The 21,584-nt window shown below is 35.6% G+C and carries 20 protein-coding genes and 1 tRNA gene; 8 read left to right on the top strand and 13 right to left on the bottom strand.

The genetic code is table 11. The features are described 5' to 3' along the window. Positions 1-23 precede the first annotated feature (23 nt). Together K350_RS29510 and K350_RS0118615 are read left to right on the top strand one after the other, a co-directional pair. Entirely contained in the window at positions 24-1,637 is a 1,614-nt protein-coding gene (locus tag K350_RS29510; RefSeq protein WP_051313331.1) for a pseudouridine synthase, read from the top strand. A 3-nt stretch (positions 1,638-1,640) separates the two neighbouring features. Beyond that, positions 1,641-3,149: a hypothetical protein gene (locus K350_RS0118615; RefSeq protein WP_028981180.1), complete on the top strand. Its 1,509-nt coding sequence runs from the start codon at positions 1,641-1,643 to the stop codon at positions 3,147-3,149. Here K350_RS0118615 and K350_RS0118610 read toward each other — a convergent pair. From K350_RS0118610 to K350_RS0118600, 3 genes are all read right to left on the bottom strand, one after another. Then, positions 3,146-3,742 (bottom strand): HAD-IB family hydrolase, encoded by a 597-nt coding sequence (locus K350_RS0118610; RefSeq protein WP_028981179.1) that lies wholly within the window; start codon positions 3,740-3,742, stop codon positions 3,146-3,148. The genes K350_RS0118615 and K350_RS0118610 overlap by 4 nt on opposite strands. A 13-nt stretch (positions 3,743-3,755) precedes the next feature. After that, on the bottom strand, positions 3,756-4,661 hold the full coding sequence (locus K350_RS0118605; RefSeq protein ID WP_156027100.1) for a UbiA prenyltransferase family protein: 906 nt from the start codon (positions 4,659-4,661) through the stop codon (positions 3,756-3,758). Positions 4,662-4,942: 281 nt separating this feature from the next. Beyond that, positions 4,943-5,015 (bottom strand) — tRNA-Phe (locus K350_RS0118600). 77 nt (positions 5,016-5,092) lie between these two features. On the opposite strand from K350_RS0118600, the gene K350_RS0118595 reads away from it, so the two are divergent. The 5 genes from K350_RS0118595 (at position 5,093) to K350_RS0118570 (ending at position 11,191) form a co-directional block, all read left to right on the top strand. Next, positions 5,093-6,415 carry a 4Fe-4S dicluster domain-containing protein gene (locus tag K350_RS0118595; RefSeq protein ID WP_028981177.1) on the top strand — a complete coding sequence of 441 codons (1,323 nt, stop codon included), beginning with the start codon at positions 5,093-5,095 and terminating at the stop codon, positions 6,413-6,415. Between the two features lie 21 nt (positions 6,416-6,436). Then, positions 6,437-7,234, top strand: a complete 798-nt coding sequence (locus tag K350_RS0118590; protein ID WP_028981176.1) for a (Fe-S)-binding protein — start codon at positions 6,437-6,439, stop codon at positions 7,232-7,234. A 1-nt stretch (position 7,235) separates the two neighbouring features. Then, positions 7,236-7,739 (top strand): hypothetical protein, encoded by a 504-nt coding sequence (locus tag K350_RS0118585; protein ID WP_028981175.1) that lies wholly within the window; start codon positions 7,236-7,238, stop codon positions 7,737-7,739. Between the two features lie 140 nt (positions 7,740-7,879). Then, complete coding sequence (locus K350_RS29505) at positions 7,880-9,940, top strand: CHU_0125 family OmpA-like outer membrane integrity protein (protein ID WP_081671068.1); 2,061 nt, start codon at positions 7,880-7,882, stop codon at positions 9,938-9,940. 78 nt (positions 9,941-10,018) lie between these two features. After that, complete coding sequence (locus K350_RS0118570; protein WP_028981174.1) at positions 10,019-11,191, top strand: AIR synthase related protein; 1,173 nt, start codon at positions 10,019-10,021, stop codon at positions 11,189-11,191. Here the strand turns inward: K350_RS0118570 and K350_RS0118565 are convergent. The 10 genes from K350_RS0118565 to K350_RS0118525 form a co-directional block, all read right to left on the bottom strand. Next, complete coding sequence (locus K350_RS0118565; RefSeq protein ID WP_156027099.1) at positions 11,175-12,020, bottom strand: UbiA family prenyltransferase; 846 nt, start codon at positions 12,018-12,020, stop codon at positions 11,175-11,177. The two genes, K350_RS0118570 and K350_RS0118565, sit on opposite strands and share 17 nt — an antisense overlap. 67 nt (positions 12,021-12,087) lie before the next feature. Next, positions 12,088-12,978: an ATP synthase F1 subunit gamma gene (gene atpG, locus K350_RS0118560; protein ID WP_028981172.1), complete on the bottom strand. Its 891-nt coding sequence runs from the start codon at positions 12,976-12,978 to the stop codon at positions 12,088-12,090. Between the two features lie 2 nt (positions 12,979-12,980). Continuing rightward, a complete protein-coding gene (gene atpA / locus K350_RS0118555) occupies positions 12,981-14,561 on the bottom strand; it encodes a F0F1 ATP synthase subunit alpha (RefSeq protein ID WP_028981171.1) in 1,581 nt (526 codons plus the stop codon). Next, the gene (gene atpH, locus K350_RS0118550; RefSeq protein ID WP_028981170.1) at positions 14,561-15,121 is read right to left on the bottom strand and encodes an ATP synthase F1 subunit delta; all 561 of its coding nucleotides are present in this window, start codon (positions 15,119-15,121) and stop codon (positions 14,561-14,563) included. The genes atpA and atpH overlap by 1 nt, the downstream gene beginning before the upstream one ends. Position 15,122: 1 nt before the next feature. Next, positions 15,123-15,614, bottom strand: a complete 492-nt coding sequence (locus K350_RS0118545; protein ID WP_028981169.1) for a F0F1 ATP synthase subunit B — start codon at positions 15,612-15,614, stop codon at positions 15,123-15,125. A gap of 92 nt (positions 15,615-15,706) precedes the next feature. Further along, positions 15,707-15,958 (bottom strand): ATP synthase F0 subunit C, encoded by a 252-nt coding sequence (gene atpE / locus K350_RS0118540; protein ID WP_028981168.1) that lies wholly within the window; start codon positions 15,956-15,958, stop codon positions 15,707-15,709. A gap of 68 nt (positions 15,959-16,026) precedes the next feature. Beyond that, on the bottom strand, positions 16,027-17,052 hold the full coding sequence (gene atpB / locus K350_RS0118535; protein WP_051313327.1) for a F0F1 ATP synthase subunit A: 1,026 nt from the start codon (positions 17,050-17,052) through the stop codon (positions 16,027-16,029). Positions 17,053-17,429: 377 nt separating this feature from the next. Then, positions 17,430-17,660, bottom strand: coding sequence for an AtpZ/AtpI family protein (locus K350_RS33120; RefSeq protein ID WP_367113571.1), 231 nt, complete (start codon positions 17,658-17,660; stop codon positions 17,430-17,432). Beyond that, on the bottom strand, positions 17,611-18,036 hold the full coding sequence (locus tag K350_RS0118530) for a bactofilin family protein (protein WP_037576401.1): 426 nt from the start codon (positions 18,034-18,036) through the stop codon (positions 17,611-17,613). The genes K350_RS33120 and K350_RS0118530 overlap by 50 nt, the downstream gene beginning before the upstream one ends. A gap of 10 nt (positions 18,037-18,046) precedes the next feature. Further along, complete coding sequence (locus tag K350_RS0118525) at positions 18,047-18,898, bottom strand: murein hydrolase activator EnvC family protein (RefSeq protein ID WP_037576398.1); 852 nt, start codon at positions 18,896-18,898, stop codon at positions 18,047-18,049. A gap of 84 nt (positions 18,899-18,982) precedes the next feature. On the opposite strand from K350_RS0118525, the gene porW reads away from it, so the two are divergent. After that, positions 18,983-21,583 (top strand): type IX secretion system periplasmic lipoprotein PorW/SprE, encoded by a 2,601-nt coding sequence (gene porW, locus K350_RS29500; RefSeq protein ID WP_156027097.1) that lies wholly within the window; start codon positions 18,983-18,985, stop codon positions 21,581-21,583. Position 21,584: the final 1 nt, after the last annotated feature.

The following is a 21,584-nucleotide window of genomic DNA, read 5'->3' as shown; positions in this document are numbered from 1 at the left end:
TTTGATACTAACATTAAAGAATTATGAAAAAAGACCAACCTCAGAGGAAAGGAAGAGGGGCTTCGGATAGAGACAAGGCTTCTAAATTTTCTTCAAAAAAATCTTCTACCCCAAAGAAAGATGGGGCATCGGGCGAAGCTCGCCCTGCCAGGAAATCATCTTTTGGAGCGAAGAAAACACCAGCAGGTCGTGTACCAGCCGGAAAACCAAGAAGGAAATTTGATTCTCAGGGAGATTCGGGTAAACCTGAAAAATCCTCCGAATTTAAAGGAAGAAAACCCTCTGATGGCAAAAAGTCAAACTCCTTTTCCGGATCAGGACGAGGAAGAGATTTTAAAACAGAATCATCTTCGCGTGATGCTGAAAATAAAAAAAATAAATTTGTAAGAAAGAAATTTGGCGAAGATCAAAAAGCCAAACCTTCCGATAACACTGACAGAGAGAGAGATCAAAAAAGAGGGAGGAAATCAGGCTCTGCTTTTGATAGCAAAAAAAGATCATCTTCCGACGAAAAATCATTTCGTGGCAAGCCAAGAGGCAAAAGTGAAGATACGCGGTCTGGAAAATCCTTTTCAAAACCTAAACAGGATTGGAAAAAAGGATCCGAAAAACAGGAAGAAAGACCTTTCAAAAAGACAGGTTTTAAAAAATTTGACGATACAGAACCTAAAAGTTCTTTTTCAAAATCAAGTCCTGATAAAAGAAAAAGCTTTGGAGATCGCAATGAGAAACCTTTCAAAAAGGCCGGATTAAAAAACTCTTCAGAAAAACCATCATTCAAAAAGACATTCTCAAAACCTAAGGACGAAGAACTCGAAGGCTTTGACGAATTCAGTGATTTCGAAAACCTGTCTGAAGAAATCAGCTCAAAAAATTTCAAAAAATCTGAAGGAAAGAAATCTGGTACAAGAAACAAAACATCTTCTGATGAAATAAGACTAAACCGATACATCTCTAATGCAGGTGTATGCTCAAGAAGAGAGGCTGATGTTCTTATTTCCGATGGACTTATCAAAGTCAACGGCAAAGTCGTGACTGAAATGGGCTATAAGGTTAAAAAAGGCGATACTGTAAAGTATGGCAGCAAAATACTTTCACCTGAAAAGCTTGTATATGTGCTCATAAACAAACCTAAAGATTTCATCACTACTACTGATGATGAAAATGAGCGCAAAACAGTGATGGACCTTGTGAAAAACGTTGGCCCTGAAAGAATCTATCCCGTGGGAAGACTTGACAGGAACACTACTGGCTTATTACTTTTCACTAACGATGGAGAACTTGCAGAAAAATTAATGCACCCATCTAACAGAACAAAAAAACTTTACCAGGCTGAGTTGAGCAAGCCTATGAGTCATGAAGACTTTGCGAGATTAAAGAATGGAATTACACTTGAAGATGGTCCTATTAAACCTGACCAGCTTGAGTTTGTCACCCCAGATGGATGGGTAGTAGGAATACAGGTACACGAAGGCAGAAACAGGTTAGTCAGAAGGATGTTCGAACATTTGGGATATGAAGTGACCCGCCTTGATAGAGTTATGTATGCCGGATTAACTAAAAGAGATTTGCCACGTGGTCATTGGAGACATTTGACCGAGAAAGAAGTAATAAAATTGAAGCATTTAAGTCATTAAAAAATGTTGGACAATATTTCAAAATATCAGAAAATTAAAATAAGCATTTTTGCAATAGTCGCTATTTTCTTTTTTATCAGATTATCATTTTTTGTCGAGCCTATGTTTGGTGGAGATATGTTTGAATATTTTCTGATGACAGAGTCTTTCAAAAATCATTATAGTTTTGACTTAAGGATTGAGGATTTGGACTCGTATAATGCGATGGCAGTAAAATTTTATCCCGGAAATGGTTGGTTAATACAAATTAATGATGGCATCAAAAACCTATTCACCAACAAGGAATTTTTGTCTACTTCCTCAGCCTATTATACAGCCCTGGATGGTGAAAAAATTTCATATCATTTTTGGTTTTATCCTTTAATCAATGTCCCTGTAAGTGCAGTACAATCGTTATTCGGCTTCAATGGATTCAAGTCCATCCAAATAACAAACTTCTTCATTGTATTTGGAGTCCTTCTGTACACTCTTTTTTATTCAAGAATAAATGAAAAGAAAAGGATGTTTGCTTCAATATTTTTTTTATTCTCATCAACACTTTGGTATATCCCATTTCCTGGTCCTGAAATTTTTTCAATGAGTTTACTATTTCTGGGTATTCTTTTATATTATGAAAAAAAGTTTCTTCTCTCTTTTTTTTTTATAGTTTTAGCCAGTTTACAAAATCCTCCGATTATCTTATTTGCCGCACCTGTTTGTCTGAGTTTTTTACAAGAAAAAGGGCCTTCTTATAAGAATTTTCTAAAACTATTCCTTATTGGATCACTTTCTGCTCTGCCAACAGCATTTTACTTATACTATTTTAAAATACCCAATCTAATAATGCATCAGGGCTATTTAAAACCTAATTTAAATAACTTTTCACGTTACCTCAATTTTTTCTTTGACTTAAATCAGGGACTATTCCTTGCATTTCCTCTCCTTTTTTTCTTGTCAATATTTTTATTAATTAAAAATTTAACCAAAAAATGGCAGAATGACATGCTGTTTATTTTGATAGTACCTCTCGTTGTTTATTCCTTCATTACTATTGTCACTTTTCTTGGAGGTGCTAACATTGCAAGATATGCTACATGGTGTTCTATACCCTTCCTCCTATATGCAGTAATGAATTTTGACTTTGATAATGGTTGGAATATGAAAATTATACAACCACTGATTCTTTTACAGATTTTATTCGTTTATAATGCATTTAATCTGTTGAACGCAGGAGAATTTAATTTTAAAGGTTATATGACTGGAAATCATAACAATCTTGCTATTACTGTAATGGATAACTTCCCATGGCTTTACAATCCCGATCCGGATGTATTTATAATCAAAACACTCCATTCTAGTTTCGTCTCAGAAGATAATAGTCCCGTTATATATTCTACTAATGAAGGAAAACCGAGAAAATTAATATTTCATTTTCTTAAGTTAAACATGCTTCCTGATTCAATAAGGTTAAGCACACAAATTAAAAACATTAATTTCAATGATGGTTGGGGATATTATAATTTTGAAAATTAGGACTTAAATACCTTGTAATAAGCTTCATCGGATAAATTCAGAAAGGGGATATCCCCTTTCGTATCTCCATATCCATATGTATAATTGGAAGCATTAAAAATATCCAGTTCTTTAAGTCTTTTGACTTTCTCTAGCCCATGGCAATTTCCTAACATATAATGACCTGTTAACTTATTGCCACTAACTTCTAATTTTGTACCAACAAGTTCTACACCTAAATCATTTGTCCAAGCTATAATCCAGTTTTCCACTGAAGCTGTTATAATAATAACCCGATGTCCTTGACTTAAATGCCAGTTCAATCTTTCAATACCTTCTTTCTTTAACAGAGCTGGAATTATTTTTTTGGCAAACTCCTCCCCTTTTCTTTGAAATACATCAATTTCCCACCCTTTAAAAAAATAAGATAAAATGGCTCTCTTGGCAACACTATTTGATAAAAGGCCAGCTTTGTAAATGATAATAACAGGTGAGAGCAATATCAATCCTAAAAAATATTTAGGAGTTCCATGGCAATACTTAATAAACTCAGCCAAGGTATCTTTTTTTGTTAAAGTGCCATCAAAGTCAAAAAGAGCAACTTTATTTTCCATTTCTCCTTGCACGCTAAAAGTAGATAAAATAAGAAACTGAAAGTCCCCACAATAACAAATTAATAATAGTAAATTCATCTGTTAGCAGGATCTTACTTGGAGAACCGGAGTTGTTTTCAACATAGGTTATTTGAAAATATCTTAGCATTCCTGTAATTACAAAGAAACTGGTAATATAAAAATACTCATTCCCCAATCTTTGCATGACGTCCTCTGATATAGAATACATAAAATAGCATACAACAATGATACTCGAAATGAAAACCATCGAATGATTTACAAACGAAAGACTATATCCGTTTAATGAGGTCCTCATTGCTTTCCCTTTTTCTTCCAAAATCAGCAAATCGTCCCTTCTTTTGGCAAAACCCAAAAATAAAGCCAGTAAGAATGTCATTAAAACAAGCCACTTTGACAATGCTGTATCAATTGATACTCCGCCTACAAAAACTCTTAAAATAAAACCGATGGCAATAACCATTAAATCAACAATCGCTATCTTCTTCAGTCTTAAACTATATAAGATGTTCAAAAGAAAATAACCCAAGAGAAAAAATAAAATCAAAGTATTAAATTGAGACAAGGCTATTGTTATTGAAAATGATAATAACCCTCCGCATAATATAATCGCATAAGGAATACTTATTGCACCACTTGCTATCGGTCTGAACCTCTTCTCCGGATGCTTTTTATCAGATTTAATATCAAAAAGATCATTAATGATATATACTGCACTAGCTACAAGGCAAAAAGCAAGAAACACCCACAATACCTTTTTGAAGTTTTCAAAAGCAAGGATTTTACCTGAAAAAAAAAGGGGTAAAAACACGAAAAAATTTTTGGGCCATTGATACACTCTTATTAGCTTAATAATTTCTAAGGGCATTCTGCTAATAGTAGTGTAGTAATTCGTTTCCACGTGTATTTTTTAATTATTCTAATCAAGTTTTAAAATCAAAAGTACTAACGATAAGAAAGATTAAGATATGTTCAACATATACCGATAAAATATCGTTATAACTTTTTATAATAAATATAAGCTAATTTATGCTTATTATAAGCAGATAAATGTAAAAAATGGCTTCATGAGATCTACCTTACATAAAAGTTTTCCGATTAATCTTTTTCGGAATTTGCCTATTAGCTTAAATAGTTATTCTACTTTAATAAAAATAAAAAAGGGCCCTTTTGAGGCCCCAGTGGGAACGAGTGGAATCGAACCACCGACACAAGGATTTTCAGTCCTTTGCTCTACCAACTGAGCTACGTTCCCGATTAAGTGGCGCAAAGATATTAGGTTTTGATAACGAAACAAACAATATTTACATAAATTTTAAAATATTTTCATTTATGGAATTTTTACCCCAGGTTATTTTCTTGCTTCTGCTCTCTGCATCAGGCTTTTTCATTACAAAAAGCATCCTGAGAATAAGAAGAAATATTTTATTGGGAAGAGACATCAACCGGTATGATAGGCCAGGAGAAAGGCTTAAAATGATGACTCTAGTTGCTTTGGGTCAAAAAAAGATGTTTAAAAGACCTCTGCCAGCAATACTTCACCTCTTTGTTTATGTCGGCTTTATAATCATAAATATTGAAGTGCTTGAAATTATTATCGATGGACTTTTTGGCACCCACAGAATATTCGCTCCTGTCTTTAAAGGCCTATACCCATCCCTGATCAATATATTTGAATTCCTTGCGATTTCAGTATTAGTCTCTTGCGCAATTTTCCTAGTAAGAAGAAACATCATCAAAGTAAAAAGATTTGACGGGGAGGAAATGAAGCGTTGGCCAAAACTTGATGCAAACATCATTCTTTCCATTGAAATTTTCCTGATGATCTGTTTTCTGAGCATGAATACTTCAGATGGAATACTACAAACCAGAGGCTCGGAACACTATATTGCTACTGGTGATTTTTTCTTTACTGGCTTTCTAAAACCTTTATTTAATGGCCTTGATAATTCAGAATTGATATTTATTGAGAGATTTGGCTGGTGGGCACATATTATCGGAATTCTTGCTTTTGCCATGTATGTATTTACAGATTCCAAGCACCTGCATATATTTATTGCTTTCCCAAATACATATTTTAGCAAACTTGATCCGGCAGGTAGATTATCAAATATGCCTGAAGTAACTAAAGAAGTTAAATTAATGCTTAATCTTCCAGTCGATGCAGGTAATGACAATGCTGCGCCAGGAAGGTTTGGAGCAAAAGACGTTCAGGATCTGACTTGGAAGAATTTAATGGAAGCTTACAGCTGCACAGAATGCGGCAGATGCACCTCTCAATGCCCAGCTAACCTGACAGGAAAAAAACTTAGTCCTAGAAAAATTATGATGGACACAAGAGACAGACTGGAGGAAGTGGGAAGAAATATTGAAGAGAAGGGAAAAGACCATCAGGATGGCAAATCTCTGCTTGGAGATTATATCACAGTTGAAGAAATTATGGCCTGCACAACCTGCAATGCGTGTGTAGAAGCCTGTCCAGTAAATATCGATCCGGTAAGTATTATTCTTCAGCTCCGAAGATTCAAAATCATGGAAGAGTCACAAGCTCCGGCTTCATGGAATGGCATGTTCTCCAATATTGAGAATAACTTTGCTCCATGGAAATTTTCCCCTTCAGACAGGTTAAACTGGGTTCAAAAATTAAATCAGTAAATTATTGAAGTTGACATAGATATGAGTGAAAATATGATAAATGTTCCAACCATGGCCGATCTGGCAGCAAAGGGATTAACTCCTGAAATTCTATTCTGGGTAGGATGTGCAGGATCCTTTGATGAACGTGCAAAATCTATTACAGCAGCATTTGTTAAAATTTTAAATAAACTATCTGTTAACTTTGCAGTTTTAGGGACGGAAGAATCTTGCACAGGCGAACCTGCTAAAAGAGCCGGAAATGAATTTCTTTTTCAGGTTCAGGCGGTGAGCAATATTGAAGTGATGAATGCGTATGGCATAAAAAAAATTGTAACCGCCTGCCCTCATTGCTTTAATACTATTAAAAACGAATATCCAGAGCTTGGTGGAAACTATGAGGTCCTTCATCACTCTGAATTTCTGCAACAACTAATAAATGAAGGAAAAATAAAATTGCAGGGTGGTGGCGAATTTAAAGGTAAAAAGATAACTTACCATGATTCTTGTTACCTGGGGCGCTCTAACAACATTTATGAAGCGCCAAGAAAAGTCCTTGAGATACTGGATGCAGAGTTAGTTGAAATGAAAAGGTCCAGAACAAAGGGTCTGTGTTGTGGAGCCGGTGGAGCACAAATGTTCAAAGAGCCAGAACCGGGCTTCAAAGACATAAATATTGAAAGAACGGAAGAAGCGATTGAAACGGGAGCAAAAGTTATAGCTGCTGCATGTCCGTTTTGCATGACGATGCTATCGGACGGAGTCAAAAACAAGGAAAAAGAATCTGATATAAAAGTTTACGATATTGCAGAATTAATTGCCAAGTACGAAGGGTTATAAAATGATTATTCCAGAACAACCAAAAATTGCCAGTTTTCCAAAAAATTCAAAAGTCTGGGTATATCAGTCAGACAGAGAATTTTCGTTAGAAGAACAAGGCTATATTTCTGAAAAATTAAATACATTCGTTTCAGGATGGGAAAGTCATGGAAGAAAACTGGCTGGCACTTTTGAAATCCGATTCAACAGATTTATTATTATAGCTGTTGATGAAAGTGTTTCAGATGCCAGTGGCTGTTCAATTGATAAATCTGTCGTAATAATAAGAGAAATAGCTGCACACACTGGCGCTAATCTACTCGACAGATCACTAGTGGCAATCAGAAATGCCTCATCTCCAATCCACATTGTAAAATTTAATGAAGTTTCTGCTGCAGTAAAGCAAGGTATAATTACACAGGAAACTCTAATCTATAACAATACAATTACCAGTCTTCAGGAATTAGAAACGAACTGGGAAATACCCGCTAAAAGCTCTTGGGTATCCCGTTTTTTTAATAACTGACAGGCAAATAATTATATTTTTCAAAAAGTTTTTTAAATTTGATACTTTTAAGGGAATATGCCGAAATATATTCAGCATATTCTCTTAAGATTTGCATATTTGTGCAATGCATAGTTTAGACTATTATTTAAAAACTCAAGATGAAGCTCAATCTTTCTAAATTCTTTTGTTTACTGGTAATTCTTGCAGGCTGTACTCCTTCAGCCATGAAATCCTACAAAAAAGGGATGCAACATTATAATCAGGCTGAATACCAACCTGCAATTGAAAACTTTCAGCAATCTGTAAGTAAAGGAGGGCCATCAGATGCGAATTATTATATCGCAGAATCGTTCAGACGCTCCAACAGGATGCAGGAAGCTGAACCCTTTTATGCGAAAGCTGTAGAAAATAATACCAATCAGGAAGAAGCATATTACTATTACGGTTTTGCTCTTAAAGCGGTTGGAAATTATGTTGGTGCAGCTAAACAACTTTCAAATTATGTTAAAATAGGACAAAACTTTGACCTGGTAAACAGAGCAAAGAATGAGATGGAGAACCTTAAAGTCCTTAATGACATAGTCGAGAAGAAGTCTTATTTCGAGGTTAAAAACCTTGACAAGCTGAATTCATCTTTTACAGAATATTCTCCCACTTTCAAAAATGACAAACTGTATTTTACCTCTAACAGAGATGCACAAAAAATGCATACTGCCACTGGTACAGGATTTACAGACTTATATGAGTTCATTTTTGATGGTGCTGACTATTTCAGTGGCCAGGCGAGAAAACTTCCAGAAGTTATCAATAGTGAAGATGCGCATGAAGCTTCTGCAACCTTCTCCAAAGATGGCAAAACAATGATTTTCTCTCGAGGAAATACCGGTAGCAAAAAAGGAGCAAAAGATGTAGACATTTACGAATCAGTCCTACAAGCAGGGGTATGGTCTGAGCCAAAACTACTTCCAATAAGTGATCCCGATGCATGGGACTCTTCCCCTGCTCTTTCTGCTGATGGTAAGACACTTTACTTTGCCTCAAACAGAGAAAGTAGTGATGCAAACGGAGGTATAGATATTTATAAGGCAACAAAAGATGAAAAAGGAGAATGGGGAAATATAACTAACCTTGGAACTCCTATAAATACAAGAGGTAATGAGCTTTTCCCATATGAAGATACCAGAGGAATATTCTACTTTTCTTCGGATGGCCACCCATCACTTGGAGGTATGGATTTATTTGCAGTAAGAAAAGATTCTACCAAACACAAACTTAAAATTGAGAACTTAGGTCGTCCTATCAATACGAGTTATGATGACTTTGCCATAACATTCAAAGATACTTTAACAGGTTATTTCTCTTCCAACAGACCAAATGGAAAAGGAGATGATGACATTTACGAGTTTCTTGATAAATCTAAAATTAAAATTGCTCATTATATTCTTGATGGTTTAATCGTAGGGATTACAAAAGATAATCCAACTGAAGTACCTTTGGATTCTGCAAGAATCCAGCTGGTTAGCGAGAAGGGAGATACAATTACAGCACTTACCTCTAATGCTTCAGGAAAATTTACCTACGAAATTGAACCTGAAACCAGGTACAAAATTATAGGAGCAAGATTTGGTTATTTAAAGGAAAGCAATGGAGAACTCTCAACAGTTGGAACAAAAGTACCATTTGAGAAACTAGGTCCGGGAGAATCTTTTATAAAAATTCCATATAAAATGGTATTACCTAAAATTGAAGTTGGTGTAACTATCGTAATTGATAATATATACTATGACTTTAACAAATGGGATATTAGACCTGATGCGGCTCTTGAATTGCTAAAAATCGTACAATTGCTAGTAGATAATCCGGAAATCAAAATCGAATTAAGCTCACATACAGATGAAAGAGGTTCTGCAGATTACAATAGAAAACTTTCTCAAAAACGTGCTCAATCAGCGGTTGATTATATTATTTCTAAAGGCATAGCAAAAGACAGAATTACGCCAAAAGGTTATGGAGAGGACAAGCCTCTTGTCAAAAATGCTCAGACAGAAGAAGATCACCAGAGAAACCGTCGTACAGAGTTTACAATTACCAATGTTACAAACCCTAACATAACGATTAAGAAAAAGGATGAGGCTGAAGGGGATGAAACAATAAAGATAAAGATGAAAGGTGAAGGTGAAGATAGTACAGGCACCAGCGAGGAAATTAAGCCAGAATAATCACCAAAGATAAATCCTACAAAGTCCCGGTCAGAAACCGGGACTTTTTTTATTTTTGTAATTCCAAAATTCAATTAAATGAGTAACGACAGATACATGCAGAGAGGTGTTTCCTCTTCCAAAGAAGACGTACACAATGCTATCAAAACATTAGATAAAGGATTGTTTCCAAAAGCATTCTGCAAAATTGTACCCGATTTTTTAGGAGGAGATAAGGAATATTGCAACGTTATGCATGCTGATGGAGCCGGTACAAAGTCCTCGCTCGCATATATTTACTGGAAAGAAACCGGGGATATATCTGTCTGGAAAGGAATTGCTCAAGATGCAATAATCATGAACATTGATGACCTCCTGTGCGTCGGCGCCTTAGATACGATATTACTTTCATCTACTATAGGTAGAAATAAAAACCTGATTCCGGGAGAAGTAATAGCCGAAATTATCAATGGTACCGAAGAAGTTCTTCAAATGCTAAGAGATAATGGGATTGAAATATACAGCACTGGAGGAGAAACGGCTGATGTTGGAGATCTTGTAAGAACAGTGATTGTTGATAGCACGGTTATTTCAAGAATGAAAAGAAGTGAAGTGATCAGTAATGACAGAATAAAAGAAGGAGATGTCATTGTAGGAATGGCTTCATATGGACAAGCTACTTATGAAAAATTCTACAATGGAGGAATGGGTAGTAATGGGCTAACCTCAGCACGTCATGATGTCTTTTCAAAAGTATTAGCTACAAAATACCCGGAAAGCTTTGATCAGGCAATCTCTTCTGAACTTGTATATTCTGGTTCAAGAAACCTAACCGACAAAATAAAAGATGTACCTGTTGATCTTGGTAAGTTAGTGTTATCGCCTACAAGGACTTACGCACCTGTTATGAAAGAAATTTTGAAACAACATAGATCAAATATTCATGGCGCTGTTCACTGCAGCGGAGGGGGACAAACTAAGGTTCTCCACTTCATAGAAAACTTACATATCGTAAAAGATAATCTATTCCCTGTTCCTCCTTTATTTGAGGTTATACAAAAAGAAAGTGGAACAGACTGGAAAGAGATGTATAAAGTCTTCAATATGGGCCATAGAATGGAATTATATCTTGAAGATAAATATGCCCAGGATATCATTAAAATTGCAAAATCATTCAATATTGAAGCACAAGTAGTAGGACGAGTTGAAAAGGGTGATAGAAAAACCCTTACGATTAAATCTGATAAAGGAACCTTTAATTACCAGAGTTAAAAAGGATCTTAAAAACAGATAAAAAAACATAAGATAGAATCATTATCCCGTCTATCCCTACCATATAATAGAGATCCGACCTGGATCTCTTTATTTTTATTATTAAATATACTGCCAGAATTCCAATTGCTAAACGAGAATAAAAGGTGTAATCCCAACCGTAAAAAAAGCAACCCACCACTATAAATAGTATAAGTAATATAACAGAAAGCAGCTTTGCCCTTCCAAAACCCAATAATGTAGGTAAAGTATCTATGTTATTCCGTCTATCCACCTCTATATCCCTGATATCAAAAGGGATAGCGAGGGCCAGGATAAAAATAATTCTCTGTACAAAAATTTCAATCACTTCCCTATCCAGCACACTATAGCCTTTATTGATCGAAGGAAGGATCACCGTACTTATAGACCACACATAAGAAATAAGAAAAATCTTCAAAAAGGGAATTCTTTTAAAATTTAATAATGGTGCAGAATAAAAAAGGCTAAAAACTGCAAGGTGCATAGTAAACCAAATTACTTTACCCGATATGAAAAATAAAGAGGTAAAAAGAACAAGCAAAAAGAAGACAAACATGCCTTTTGTAAGTAAAGAATTTCGCCTTCTCCAGATATTTCTTGGCAATTCCGGATCATCACCTTCTTTTTTATACCAGATATGCACATTATAGGTCAGAAAAGTCGATGCAAAAATAAAAAGTAAGAAAGGAATATCATGAGGCTCAAATTTAGTATTGAGAATAAGAAAAGTAGATAGTGTAAGTGTAATGGAACTTACACTAATAAATAAATTTGAGAAAAGGATAAAATGGAAAAATCTCTGTATCAAATAATTTTCCGGGTAAAACAAAAAAGCTCATCAATTTAGATGAGCTTTTTTAAATGTAAATTATAATTTATTTAGAGAGTGCCTCTGCTCCGGCAACAATCTCCAGGATCTCTTTAGTAATAGCCGCCTGTCTTGTTCTATTGTACATCAGACGAAGCTCTTTCAATAGTTCTTTGGCGTTTTCAGTAGCTTTATCCATTGCAGTCATACGAGCACCATGTTCAGATGCAAAAGACTCTAATAAAGCTTTATAAAACTGAATTTTCAAAGATTTAGGGATTAAGCCTTTTACAATCTCCTCTTTAGAAGGTTCAAAGATATAATCGACTTCCTGGTCCTTAGAAGACTTCTGCTCTTCAGTACTTTCCTGAACTAAAGGAAGAAATTGCTCTGCCTTCACAACCTGAGTGGCAACATTTTTGAACTCATTATAAACTATAACAACTTCATCATACTCCCTATTAAGGAATCCTTCCATTGCAAACTCGGCAGCTTTTCTGGCAGTACTGAAATTCAGGTCATGAAACATACCTGCATAATCAGGAATTACATTAGCTCCTCTTTTCAGAAAAGTATCTAACCCTTTTTTTCCAATACAAAGAAATTTAACATTTCCCAGCTCATTTTGAGCTTTGTATCTTCCATTTACAAGAGCAAGAGCAGCTTTTATTGAGTTAGTATTAAAAGCTCCCGCCAAACCTCTGTCAGAAGTTACGACAACAATCAATACATTTTTTACTTCTCTTACCTCAGAGTATGGATTTTCTACAGATCCTTCAAGACTTGCAGTGATATTATTTAGTATTCCATTAAGCTTTTCAGCATAAGGACGAATTTTGATAATGTTGTCCTGAGCTCTTCTAAGCTTAGCAGCAGCAACCATTTTCATGGCTTTGGTAATCTGCTGCGTAGAATTAATGGAAACGATCCTTCCTCTGACCTCTTTAAGACTTGGCATAATTAATTATTATATTTCTTCGCAAGGTCTTTAGCAACCTTCTTTAAAACTTCTGTTACTGAATCATCAATTTTACCTGAACGGATAGCGTCAAGAGTATCTTTATGAGAAACTTTCAGGAAGTTAGAAAACTCATTTTCAAAAGCCTTCACTTCTTTTACAGGAACGTTATCGATGTAACCATTAGAAGAAACATAGATAATTGCAACCTGGAACTCAACAGCTACAGGAGAATATTGAGCTTGTTTTAATATTTCAAGGTTTCTTCTACCTCTCTCAATAATCAATTTAGTAGCAGCATCAAGATCAGAACCGAATTTAGCAAATGCCTCAAGTTCTCTGAATTGAGCCTGGTCTAATTTTAATGTACCAGCAACCTTTTTCATTGATTTGATCTGAGCAGAACCTCCTACCCTTGATACTGAAATACCAACGTTGATCGCAGGACGAACACCTGAGTTGAACAAGTTAGTTTCAAGGAATATCTGACCGTCTGTAATAGAAATTACGTTTGTTGGGATATAAGCAGAAACGTCACCAGCCTGAGTTTCGATGATAGGTAATGCAGTTAATGAACCACCACCTTTAACGATACCTTTAAGTGAATCCGGGAGGTCGTTCATATTTTTAGCTATATCATCAGATGCAATGATTTTAGCAGCTCTTTCCAATAAACGGCTGTGTAGATAGAACACATCACCTGGATAAGCCTCACGTCCCGGAGGTCTTCTTAAAAGAAGAGAAACTTCTCTGTAAGCAACTGCTTGCTTAGAAAGATCATCATAAACAACAAGAGCAGGTCTTCCTGTATCTCTGAAGAACTCACCAACTGCAGCACCAGTAAATGGAGCAAAGAATTGCATTGGAGCAGGATCAGCAGCAGAAGCAGACACAACTACTGTATATGCCATTGCACCACCTTTTTCAAGAGCAGCAACAACCTGAGCAACAGTACTTGCTTTTTGACCTATAGCAACATATATACAGAATACTGGCTGACCTTTATCATAGTATTCTTTTTGGTTAAGGATCGTATCAATAGCAACAGCTGTTTTTCCAGTCTGTCTGTCACCGATGATAAGCTCTCTTTGTCCTCTACCGATAGGTATCATAGAGTCAATCGCTTTGATACCAGTTTGTAAAGGCTCATTTACAGGCTGTCTGAAAATAACCCCTGGAGCTTTTCTTTCCAATGGCATGTCATATAAATCACCTGTTACAGGCCCTTTACCATCTATTGGGTTTCCAAGTGTATCAATAACACGGCCAACAAGACCATTACCTACTTTAACGTAAGCAATCTGCTTTGTACGCTTTACAGTATCACCTTCTTTAATGTCACTATATTCACCTAATAATACGGCTCCTACATTGTCTTCTTCAAGGTTTAATACCAATGCTCTTAATCCGTTGGGAAACTCAAGAAGCTCTCCGGATTGAGCTTTTGACAGCCCGTATATACGTGCTACCCCGTCACCTACCTGAAGAACGGTGCCTACTTCTTCTAACTCAGCTTCAGTTCTGAAGTTTGATAACTGCTCTCTTAATATCGCAGAAACCTCGTCTGGTCTTACTTCCATGATTAATATTTAGAAATAAATGGATTATCTTTGAATTTACTTTTTAATTGTACTAGCTTGGTTTTGATAGACTGATCAACTTGTTTGTCGCCTCCGATATTCAGCACAAATCCTCCCATTATTGATTCGTCAATATGCTCCTCAAGCTCAACTTTTTTAGTTTTGGCAGTTTCTACCATCTTAACAAAAGCAGCTCTTTGCTCTTCTGTGATTGGGGCTGCGGTGGTAAGAACAGCCTTTTCTATTCCTTTGAATTTTCTGTATTGATTTCCAAATTCAACAGCGATATCATATAAAAATGCTTCTCTGTTCTTCTTTGTCAATATCTGAAAAATAGAAAAAGTAATAGGATTTACTTTTCCTTTGAAAAGGTCAGTAAGAATTGCTAATTTTTTTCCATGCTTTATTACCGGATTTCTCAAGACCGTTACAAGCTGCCTATTTTCATTACAGATTTTTGCAAAACCTGCCATATCTTTTTGCACCTCTTCCAGCACTCCCTTTTCCTGAGCAAGCTCAAGAAGAGATTTTGCATATGGCGCTGCTATTCTTGACTCGTGCATCTTAGTTAAATTTAGCTTCTTTCAAATATTCTGAAACTAGTTCCTTTTGTGCTTTAGAATCAGAAAGCTCTTTTCTAAGAAGTTTCTCTGCAATGTCAATCGCAAGTGTAGCTGCCTGGTTTTTAACTTCTGTTAATGCTGAAAGCTTCTCATTATTGATTGCTATTTTTGCTCCTTCAACAATTCTGTTGCTTTCTGCAGTTGCTTTATCTTTTGCTTCCGTAATAATTGAATTTGCAACAGCACTTGCCTCTTTTATTATCTTATCTCTTTCAAGTCTTGCATCCTGAAGCAATTTTTCATTTGCAGCATGCAATCTTTTCATTTCTTCCTTAGCGTTTTCAGCAGCTGATAAAGCCTCTTCAATATCCGCCTCACGCTCTTTAAGGGCACCAAGAATTGGTTTCCACGCAAATTTTCCCAGGATAAATAGTACTATTAGGAATGTTACTGTTTGCCAAAATAACAAACCGAAATCAGGTTGGACTAACATATTTGTTGTTTTAAGAAATTTCCCTCTTTTGTTTAACTATAAAATTCAAACTCCTGAATCAGACCTAATGTCTGTATTCAGGAGTTTAGTTTTTAAGCAAGACCTTTTAGATAGATCAATAGACAAACTACCACTGCGAAAAGAGCAACACCCTCGATAAGAGCAGCTGCGATAAGCATAGCAGTTTGAATTTTACCAGCCTCTTGTGGTTGTCTAGCGATAGACTCAACTGCGCTACCACCGATACGACCGATACCGTATGCAGCACCTATTGCAGCAAGACCAGCACCGATACCAGCACCGAAAAGAGAAAGGCTAACTTCCATTAAAATAGTGTTAAGCATGATTATATAATTATAGTTAAACAAATACTCTCTAAAAAAACTCCTCTATTAAAGATTAGGCTTGAATCTCAATGCCCGTGATCATAATCGTGATCTTGATGCTCTTCTACAGCAGATGCAAAGTACATTGCTGAAAGAAGAGTAAATACATAAGCCTGCAATAGTGCTACAAATAGCTCAAGCATAGACATGAATACTGCAAACGCTGTACTTGCAAATCCAACAGCATAACTCTCAAACATAAAGATCAAGCTGATAAAACTTAATATGATAATGTGACCCGCAGTGATGTTTGCAAAAAGTCGGACCATAAGAGAGAATGGCTTAGTGAACATACCAACAATCTCTATAGGAAGAATAATAATTCTTAATGGAAGAGGTACGCCTGGAGTCCAAAGTATGTGTTTCCAGTAATTCCCATTGGCACTTAATGTGGTTACTAAAAATGTAAGTAAAGCAAGTATAAACGTAACTGCTATATTTCCTGTAAGGTTAGCTCCTCCCGGGAATAATCCTAAAAGGTTATTGAACCATATAAAGAAAAACACAGTTAAAAGGTACGGCATAAAACGCTCGTATTTTGGTCCGATAGTTCCTTTGCCTATGTCATCTCTGATATACATTATTATTGGCTCAAAGAAAGACTGGATACCTTTAGGTGCTTTACCTTTCGTTTTTCCATAAGATCTAGCAATGCCTATAAAGATTAATACCAGTATTGCAACACTAATAAACATTGAAGCGACATTCTTCGTAATAGAAATATCGTAGATTGTTCTGCTTTTATCTACTGCTTCAATTTTATCATGATGATTTAGGTGGTAGCCATTATAAGTTCTGTCGGGACTGTGGTATAAATGAGAAGATGAAAATACATCTAACCCTTTTTCAGAATAAATTATAACCGGAAGGGGAAGAGCAAGACCATGAGCAAATTCCCATTCATGCGCATCCAGGATATGGTGCATAATCAGGTCGCCGGGACTAAATTTCTTTTCTTCACCGGATTCTACTGGTCCGTTAGCATATGCAGCACCCTTTAGCAAAGAGATAAAGAGAAATGCAATAAGGAATATTTTACTCAGATTTTTCATTGTTTTTAAAATCGGCCCGCAAGTTACTTAATAAGGAATAAATTTCAAACCACGTATAACACAAATACAAAACAAAAAAGTTTAAAGCGAAAACGACAGGATGAAAATCGGTATTAAGTAGACCAACTGCCACATAAGCCACTGACAAAAGGAATCTTACGGTGAGGGAGACGAGATAAAAAATATGAATTTTATTATCGCCGTTTAACGCCCCTATTGAAAAAATCCTATTCGATATAAAAAAAATAGAAAAGAAAAACACCTGGCTATACCAGATAAATGGATGCACCAGTAAAGGGTCTTTAATTTTAGTCAAACAAACTATTATTAAAGAAACGACAATAAAGCAAAATAGAAATTTTTTCACAGGGGCAAAGTTATTTCATAAGCCCCCGTATTACCAAGTAAATTGCTGCAATTACTGAAAATATAGTTAAAAAAATCGTAAACAACTGGCTTTTAACATGAAAATGCTCGTCAAGCTTTATTCCGGCCCAGGCTCCAAGACACATTGTTGCAATCATCTGGATCACAAGGCTGGAATATTTAGCATAACCCTCAAGCGGTTTTTTCTTGTTTGATTGGTTTGATTCGTTCTCCTTCTCCAATTTGAATTTCTTTTATAGTAGCACCCATTTTACACTGGCCGTTAAACGTAGCCCCTGATTCCATTACCATTTTATTAGTAATAAGATCACCATTAATCAATGCTGTTGCCTTCATAACAACCACGTCTGAAATTTCAATCGTACCTCTTACTTCTCCTGAAACTTCTGCAGTATGTGCAAGGATATTTCCTTCCACAACACAAGATTCGCTCAGCACCACCTTGGATTTACTTTTAATATTTCCAACTACCTTTCCTTCTATCCTGATATTCCCGAAAGTTTCAATATTTCCCTCAAGAACTGTCCCTTTAGCGACAATTGTACTGGAATTGGTCAGCTCTTCCAATTCTTTTTTTTCTTTTTTATTCTGAAACATAGCAATTTAGTTAAAATGTTATGAAATTTTCCGGATTCACCGGCTTTCCTTTATACCAAAGCTCAAAATAGAAATTAGGATTTCCCGCGGGCTGAGGATCGCTTACTACCCCCAAAACTTCTCCAGCTTTTACCGTATCTCCGTCTTTCTTTAAAACTACTGAATTTTTTTTATATACAGTCATGAGATTATCTTCATGCTGTAAGATCACTACATTTTCATTCTGATCTGTCCACCCGGCAAAAATGACTGTTCCGTCTGCAACTGCCTTCACAGACTCTCCCTGCTTAACAAGCAAACCTACCTCATACGACTGCCTTCCTGCACTATATTTAGACTTTACTATTCCCGAAACGGGATTAAAAAGTATTAAGTTGGATAATTTTCCAAAAGAAACATTTTTTACAGAAAAAACATTCGATTCTTTTTTCTCAAATTCTTTTCTAAAAAGTGAATCTACCGTTGACAGTTGGGTAATTTCATTGCCTTTAACAGCTTTTACTGAATTGGAAGCATCTGGCTTCAATTCTTCATCCTTTCCGGAAATAACCCTCTGAACAATGGCAGTGAATGCTGCCTTTTGCTCCATCTCGGTGGTCAGACTATCCACTTTAGCAGAAAGTGCAATGATCTTTTTATTTAATACAATTTGTTTATGCGTAGGATCAAAAAATGCCGCTAATAATGTTGTGCTTAAATAAAAGCACAGGGAAAAAACCAGAATTAAAAAAATTGAGCAGAAAACAATTAATTTCGCATAAGTGAAACTAAATGTTCGTTTTTCTGCAAAATTTTCTTCGTTTCTGATAATTAGCAGAAATCTGTTCGTTAACCAGTGAGAAAGTGTTTTTCTATGTTTCAAAATTGTAATATAGATTATTATTATTACGAGCTTACATTATAATTATTTTATTCGAATTTATATAAATTAAACAATTTGATTTTTTTGGAAACGAAATCAATTCATATCAAAATACTGTGCCTGCTTGTCGGTTTTATAGCCATTTCTTGCTCTCCTGAAAGTAATTCCTTTGTGAGTAAAGGCTACCATAACCTTACTGCTCGCGACAATGCTTATTTTCTGGCCAGAGAGCGGATGAAGCAGGTAGATAAAAAAATTGAAGAGGCCAGGCTTGACGACTATAATAAAGTTATTCATGTTCTTGCATTGCCGGATACCAATAAACTGAAAGCTCAGCAACAACTTCTTGAAGATATTTTTAAAAAGGCCTCTTTACCTATTCAAAAACACAAAAACAGCAAATGGGTTGATGACTGCTATATTCTAGTTGGAAAGGTAAAATTTTACAAAGGAGAATGGCCACAGGCAATAGAGACTTACAAGTATGTCAATTCAAAGAGCAAAGATATTGATGCAAGACATGAGGCAATTATTCACCTTATGAGACTGTTTCTGACTGCTCCAAATTTTGACTATGTAAATAGTGTAAACTACTTCCTTAAAAAGGAAAAAATGAACTCTTCAAATCAGAGGGAGTATCTCCTTACACGAGCTCAGTATTTTATAATGCAGGAAAGGTATAAAGAAGCCCTTAAAGATCTTGAAACTGCAAGGCCTCTTATAAAGAAAAAAGATGTTAAATCCAGAGTGCATTTTATAATCGGACAAATACATCAATTACAGAATAACGATAAAGATTCCTATAAAAACTATAAGGCCGTTCTAAAGCACAACCCTCCATATGAGCTTTCCTTCTATACAAGGTTATATATGGCACAGGTAACAAACCTTTCAAAATCCAGTGACAAAAAAAGGATTGAAAAATATTTCAAAAAGCTCCTTAAGGACCTAAAGAATCAGGAATATAAAGACAAAATCTATTATGAGATGGCCAAGTTTGAGTTTAAACAGGGACATCTTCCTGGCACCATCGAATATCTGCAAAAATCAGTAGCTGCAAGCACCGGGAATAATTATCAAAAAGCTTCTTCATATCTGATGCTTGCCGAAATTCACTACGAGAAGCTACAGGATTTTGAAACCTCCAAATTATACTACGACAGCACCATAGCTTTAATGGATAAAAAAGACAAACGCTATAGACTTATTGCTGCTCGCCAGGAAGTACTTCAGGAGTTTGTTACCCAATTAAGAATTATCCAGAAAGAAGACAGTCTCCTGAAACTTGCCTCAATGGACAGCATTACCCTTGCCAAGCATATAGATAAAGTAATCGATAAAGAAAAAGAGGATTTAAAAAAAGCAGAGGCAAGAGAAAAGGCTCTTGCAGCAAAAAATGCATCTAACAATAATAACAACGGAGGAGGCTCAACCACTGGCGGCGGAGAAAGTTCCTGGCACTATTATAATGAGGCATCCATAACACGGGGAAAAACAGAGTTCGCGAAACGTTGGGGGCAAAGAAAACTTGAAGACAATTGGAGGCGATCCACAAAAGAAGCTGCACAGGATAATATGGATGAAAAGGAAAATCAAGCCATAGATTCTGCAGCTGTCGCACTTGAGTCAAAGGAAAAACAGGAAAAAGAAGCTAAGGTAGATAAGACAAAATATTACAAAGAAATTCCTTTTTCAGATGAAGCAAAAGCTGCATCTTCCCTTAAAGTTGAAAATGCATTATATAATGTAGGGAAAATCTATGATCAGAAACTTGATGAAAAAGGAAATGCTATAAAATCATTTGAGACGCATTTAACGAGGTTCCCAACTTCTAAACTTAAATCTGAAGTTTTATATTTTCTGTATCTTCTCTATAAAGAAAAGCCAGATCCTAAGTTTGAAACCTATGCATCTTTATTGCATGAAGAGTTTCCCAATTCCATATATTCCAAATTGATTCGCAACCCTAATTATATGGCTGAAACAAGGGAAACCAGTCAACATATCAACGGGTTGTACAGAGATGCCTACAATCTTTATAAAGCTGAAAGGTTCTTCGATGCAGATTCTGCAATCAAAGCAATCAGGATTGCATATAAAGAAAATGATATAGAAGATAAACTACAACTGCTCGAAATTTTAATCATCGGGCAGACTAAAAATGCCCTTATTTACAAAGGAAAGCTGGAAGAGTTTATAGCGAATCAGAAAGAAAGTGTGCTTCTTCCCAAAGCAAAAGAGCTTCTGGCTTCGACTGAAGAATATATAAAACTAGCTTCTGCTGGCGGAAAATCTTTAAACGAAGATCAGGTTAAATATAAAACTGACATAAAAGACAAACCTCACATGTTTATTGTGGCAGTTCACGGCAAAAATTTAAAACATGCCAAAATTGTCAATGCTCTGACAAAATATAATGGAGAACATTATAAGCCAGGAGAAATTCAGACTGAAGTCGTCCAATTAAATGACACTCTTAATTTAATAAGTATAAAAACCCTTGCGGATAAATCAGGAGGAATGATATATTACACTCAAATTAAAAATTTTCAGCCTTTCCAATCCGAAACCAAGAACCTAAAATATGACTTATTTGTAATAACAGAGGAGAATTTTTCCCTGTTCAACAGATCCAAAAAACTTGAAAGTTACCTTAATTTCTTTGAGGAACATTATAAGAAGTAAA

Source organism: Sporocytophaga myxococcoides DSM 11118, from assembly GCF_000426725.1.
Lineage (GTDB): Bacteria > Bacteroidota > Bacteroidia > Cytophagales > Cytophagaceae > Sporocytophaga > Sporocytophaga myxococcoides.
This window is presented reverse-complemented; position numbering and strand designations above follow the sequence as displayed.